The sequence below is a fragment of the Promineifilum sp. (SeqCode) genome, from assembly GCF_041918635.1.
Lineage (GTDB): Bacteria > Chloroflexota > Anaerolineae > Promineifilales > Promineifilaceae > Promineifilum.
Window position 1 is genome coordinate 1 of record NZ_JAYRVJ010000298.1, and the last position, 4740, is coordinate 4740.

6 protein-coding genes are annotated in these 4740 nt (G+C 66.6%); 3 read left to right on the forward strand and 3 right to left on the reverse strand.

What is annotated here, in order from left to right; translation table 11 throughout:
* From ACE3UY_RS09700 to ACE3UY_RS09710, 3 genes are all read right to left on the reverse strand, one after another.
* Positions 1 to 313, reverse strand: a 313-nt coding sequence (locus ACE3UY_RS09700) for a nucleotidyltransferase domain-containing protein (protein ID WP_374687340.1), incomplete at its 3' end; no start/stop codon positions are given.
* A gap of 17 nt (positions 314 to 330) precedes the next feature.
* Complete coding sequence (locus ACE3UY_RS09705; RefSeq protein WP_374687341.1) at positions 331 to 1101, reverse strand: hypothetical protein; 771 nt, start codon at positions 1099 to 1101, stop codon at positions 331 to 333.
* An 88-nt stretch (positions 1102 to 1189) separates the two neighbouring features.
* On the reverse strand, positions 1190 to 1678 hold the full coding sequence (locus ACE3UY_RS09710; RefSeq protein ID WP_374687342.1) for an MOSC domain-containing protein: 489 nt from the start codon (positions 1676 to 1678) through the stop codon (positions 1190 to 1192).
* 256 nt (positions 1679 to 1934) lie between these two features.
* Here ACE3UY_RS09710 and ACE3UY_RS09715 point away from each other — a divergent pair, with 256 nt between their 5' ends.
* The 3 genes from ACE3UY_RS09715 to ACE3UY_RS09725 all read left to right on the forward strand — a co-directional run.
* On the forward strand, positions 1935 to 2723 hold the full coding sequence (locus ACE3UY_RS09715; protein WP_374687343.1) for a TspO/MBR family protein: 789 nt from the start codon (positions 1935 to 1937) through the stop codon (positions 2721 to 2723).
* Between the two features lie 218 nt (positions 2724 to 2941).
* On the forward strand, positions 2942 to 4354 hold the full coding sequence (locus ACE3UY_RS09720) for a DUF4118 domain-containing protein (RefSeq protein ID WP_374687344.1): 1413 nt from the start codon (positions 2942 to 2944) through the stop codon (positions 4352 to 4354).
* The coding region (locus ACE3UY_RS09725) for a response regulator transcription factor (RefSeq protein WP_374687345.1) at positions 4351 to 4740 on the forward strand (390 nt) is incomplete at its 3' end. The genes ACE3UY_RS09720 and ACE3UY_RS09725, both read left to right, overlap by 4 nt.

Sequence of the window (4740 nt, forward strand, 5' to 3'; positions counted from 1 at the left end):
CCGCATCGAAGTAGACGGCGTCCACTTCGACCCCCGTGGCCGCGTCGAACCATTGGTCGCTCGGCCCCCAGTAGTTCTGGGCCATATCGGCCCGCGTCGCCCCGCCGGCCCGGGCCACCATCGCCTCACGCGCCTCAACGGGTATCTCGGCCCGCGTATAGACGTAGAGATCAATATCCGAAGCGGCGTCGGCCGCGTCGCTCGCCCGCGACCCGCCCAGGGCGACGGCGACGACCTCCGGCCGCTCAGCAAAAAGCGCGCCCAACCGTTCTATTAGCCTCGCGCCCTCGGTGACTGTTTCAATCTGTATCATCCGTAGCCATTTCTTTCTTACCGCGCCCACACCCGGAGCGGCCCGATCTCCGTGAATCCCGCCCGCCGCGCGTGGCCCAGATCATCGCCTCGCTCGTACCCCACCAGCGGCCGGCCCGGAAACAGCGCCGCGGCCAGCGCCGCCGCGCCGGCATAGGCTGCGTCGGCCTCGTCCGGCGGCGCGAACACGTTGGACAGGCCGACCACGTCGCCGGTCAGGTTGGCCGCGGCGACGGCGACGACCGCGCCGCCGCGCGCCCCAGCCAGGAAGGCCACGCCCGGCTCGCGCAGCAGCGCCGGCCGGAAGATGCGCTCGCGGTCGGGCACGGCTCCCGTGTGGTGGCCGGCCCACGCCGCCTCCCAGCGGGCCAGCCCGGCCGCGTCCCCCACGGTCGACCAGTTCAAAGCGGAATCATCCGCAGATTTCGCAGATTGGGCAGATTGCTTGGGTTCGTAGTCAGGCGATTCATCGCCGTTCCGCCCGCCGTCCCACCACAGCCATGTCGCCTCGAACAACACGTCGAAGCCCAATCCGCTCAAGTCCAGCGCGGCAAAGCTATCTTTGACCGAGAAGCTCGGCCGCTCGGCCAGCAGCAGCGCTATCCAGGCCCGCTGCCCGGCCCGGTCTTTGGACGACAGGGTGATCGCGTTGGAGTAGAAGCGCGGCGTGGGCCGGCGGTTGAGCCACAGGCCGGCGTGGAACTCGCCCGGCCGGCCGTGGGCGCGGCAGACGGCGTCGCACCACAGGGCGTTGTTGCGCGCCGCTTGCTTGACGCGGGGATCGCTCATGGAGGACCTACTCGGCTTGCGGATGGAGTAGTCAGTAGGTCAGTGGGGCAGTACTGATCACTGACCCACTGACCTACTGATTCACTGACTATTGACTGCTCGCCGTGGCAGCGGACACCGGCTCCAACACCGCTACCGGGTCGCCGACACGAATCGTCCCGCCGGCAATGACCCGCGCCAGCACGCCGATGTGGCCTATCCCGGCGATGGATTGCCCCTGCGCCGCCTCCAGCCGCGAGCAGCCGGTGCGCCCCTTGGTGATCTCGATGATCGCCTCGTCGCCCAGCATCAGCCGCGCGCCGGGGGCCAACCGCTCTATGGCCAGCCCGGCGACAATGATCTGCTCGCCGAACTGGCCCGGCCCGGTGCGATAGCCGAGCGGCCGGACAGAGTCGAGCCATTCGCGCGACAGCAGGTTGAGCTGCCGCGTCTGGTTGTGGCCGGCCTTGCGGTCGCCGTCGATGCCGTGGTCAGCGATGAGCGTGGCCTGCTCCAGCGGCACGCGGACGAAATCGACGCTGCCGTTAGGTTGGGCGCTCTTCTTGGGCTGGTAGACGATACTCTCGATATGGGGCATGGGGTTTCTCCTGAAAATAGTAATCCGCAGATTTGGCAAGGCTCTCCTCAGCCGCGATTACGCAGATTGGAAGAAGCAGCGATGTATTCATGGCGACTGCGACATACTGTAGGGCAAAAGCGTGGCGTTCGTCAAGGGGGCAATCCTTCACCAATTTATAGACAAATTCTTGACAAAAGTTGTGCATAGTTGTACAATGCCACTATTAGCGGATTAACCAAGTTTGAAACGACCTGAAGAAATAAGGAGCCATACTATGAATCGCAACGCTAAGACCTGGAGCATCATCACGCTCATCGTCCTCATCGCCGGCGTGATCGCCGCCAATTATCTCGGCTTTCGCGCCAACGCCGACACGGGCGACATCGCCAACAACACGTTCAACGACACGAACTACTTCTTCCCGGCCACGTACGTCTTCACGACCATTTGGCCGGTCATCTACGCCGGCATCGTCGGCTGGGCCATCTATCAGGCGCTGCCGGCCAATCGCGAGAACCCGCGCTTCCGCGCCGCCGCGCCGTGGCTGATGGTCAACATCATCCTCAACGGCTTGTGGGTGTGGGTCTTCGGGCTGGAGGCGTTTGTCAGCACGCTGCCGATCATGGCCATCCTCGTCTTCACCGCGGTTGTGGCCTACCGCAAGCTGCGCATCGGTCAGGAGCGGGTGGACACGTGGGAGCGCGTGCTGCAAATCCCCATCAGCATCTATCTGGCCTGGCTCACCGTCGCCACGGTGGCTAACATTGCCGCGGCGCTCATCGCCGCCGGTTGGAACGGCTTCGGCATCAGCTACGAGGTCTGGGGGCTGATCATGCTGCTGGTCGGCGCGGGGTTAGCCTTCTTCCTGTATCGGGGATTCAACCGCGACGTGGTTATCCCGCTGGTCTACCTGTATGCCTACGTAGGTATCATCGTTCGCTACACCGATGAGCCGCTGATTCTGGCCGGGGCGGCCGTGGGCGCGGCGGCGCTGGTGGCGGTCGTGGCCTTCCACTTCATCAACCGGCGCGGCCAGCCGGCGACGGCGCGGGCCGCGGCCTAGTAGGGGAGCACCTGCGTGTGCGCCCTGGGCAGACCTGCGTGTGTGCCCAGGGGCAGACACGCAGGTCTGCCCCTACGGTACGTTCGTTAGGTAGACTCGTGTGTGCCCTGGGGCAGACACGCAGGTCTGCCCCTACAGTACGTTCGTTGCCCCCGCCTGGCAGCGGCGCTATCATCCTTGGTATCCCCGGCGCGCCGGGGATACCAAGGACGGCAAACGTGCAGAACCCCTACACGGCCCCGCGTTCCACGATTCGCTCCATGGCCGGCCGCTACCTGATGACGCTGGCCGTGGTGGGCAGCCTGACCCTGGCCCTCTGGCCGCTGCGCGACCGGCTGACCAACGCCAATATCTCCCTCCTATACATGCTCGCCACGCTCATCACTGCCGTCTGGCTGGGAGCCGGGCCGTCGGTGCTGACAGCCATCCTGAGCTTCTTCAGCTTCAACTTCTTCCTGGTGCGCCCTTACTACACGCTGGCCGTTGAAGATCCACGCGAGTTGATCGATCTGGTCGTCTTTCTGGCCGCGGCGCTCATCGCCGGACGGCTGGCCGCCTACGCCCGCCAGCAGGCCGAGGCAGCCGGCCTCAACGCGCGGCAGCAGGAGATCCTCTACGGCCTGACCAGCGCCCTCAACCCGCTGACCGATCCGGCTGCCATCCGCGCCGAATTGCGGCGCGTGGTCATTGAGCAACTGGGGGCGACTCACGTCGATTACCTGCCCTCGCGCGCTGTCACGCCGGTGCCGGAGGGCGCGGGCAATGCCGTTTTCGTCCTGCTGGAGGCGGGCGAGACCATTCACGGCACGCTGCGCGCGGTCTTCCCCCATCCACTACCCGCCTCGCAATTTCGTCTGTTGTCAGCCTGTGCCGGCCAGGCGGCGCTGGCGCTGCAACGGGTCGAGTTGACCGCGCAGGCGCAGCGCAGCCGGGCGCTGGCGGAAGCCGACCAGCTCAAAACCGCCCTGCTGCACGCCGTCTCCCACGACTTGCGCACACCGATTACGATCATCAAGACCTCGGCCGCTAACCTCGACGCGCTCGATGACCGGCTGCCGCCCGCCGAACGGCGTGAACTGGCCCGCACGGTGGAGGCCCAGGCCGACCTGCTCGACCGGCTGGTGGGCAACCTGCTCGACATGTCCCGCCTCCAGGCCGGGGCGATGGTCCTCCACCGCGAGCTAAACGCGCTGGAGGAAGTGGCCGGGGACGTGGCCGCCGAAGCCTTTCGTCGCTATGGAGCGGAACGCATCGCTCTCGACTTCCCCGACGACCTGCCGCTGACCCCCTTCGACTATGGGCTGATGCGCCAGGCACTCAGCAACGTCGTCGATAATGCCCTGCGCTACGAGCCGGCCGGACGCCGCGTCATTATCCGCGGGCGTGTCGCCGGCGACAGCGCCCGGCTGGAAGTGATCAACCACGGCCCGACCATCCCCGCGGACGAGAAGTCGCGCATTATGGAGCCATTCTACCAGTCGCGCGACGGTCGTTCGGTCGTCGGCGGGGTAGGGTTGGGACTGGCGATCGCCCGCGGCATCGTCGAGGTGCACCGGGGTGCAGTGTGGGTAGAGGACACCCCTGGCGGTGGGGCGACGTTCGTCATCACACTGCCACAGGAGGGCGCATGATCATCCTGGTCGTGGATGACGAGCCGCAGATCCGCAAGCTGCTCTCTACCGGGCTGGCCGGCTATGGTCATGAGGTCATCACAGCGGCCAACGCGGCCGAGGCGCTGACGCTGGCCGCCCAGCGCCGGCCGGACGCGGTGGTGCTCGACGTGAATCTGGGCGAGGGGCCGGACGGGCTGGAGGTGTGCCGGCGGCTGCGTGAGTGGAGCGCCGTGCCCATCATCATGCTCTCCGTGCGCGGCGACGAGGCCATCAAGGTCAAGGCGCTGGACGCCGGGGCCGACGACTACCTGAGCAAGCCGTTCGGGATGGAAGAGCTACGGGCGCGCATCGGGGCCGTCGTCCGCCGCGCCGTGGTAGAGCCAGGGGCCATGCCGGAGAGCATC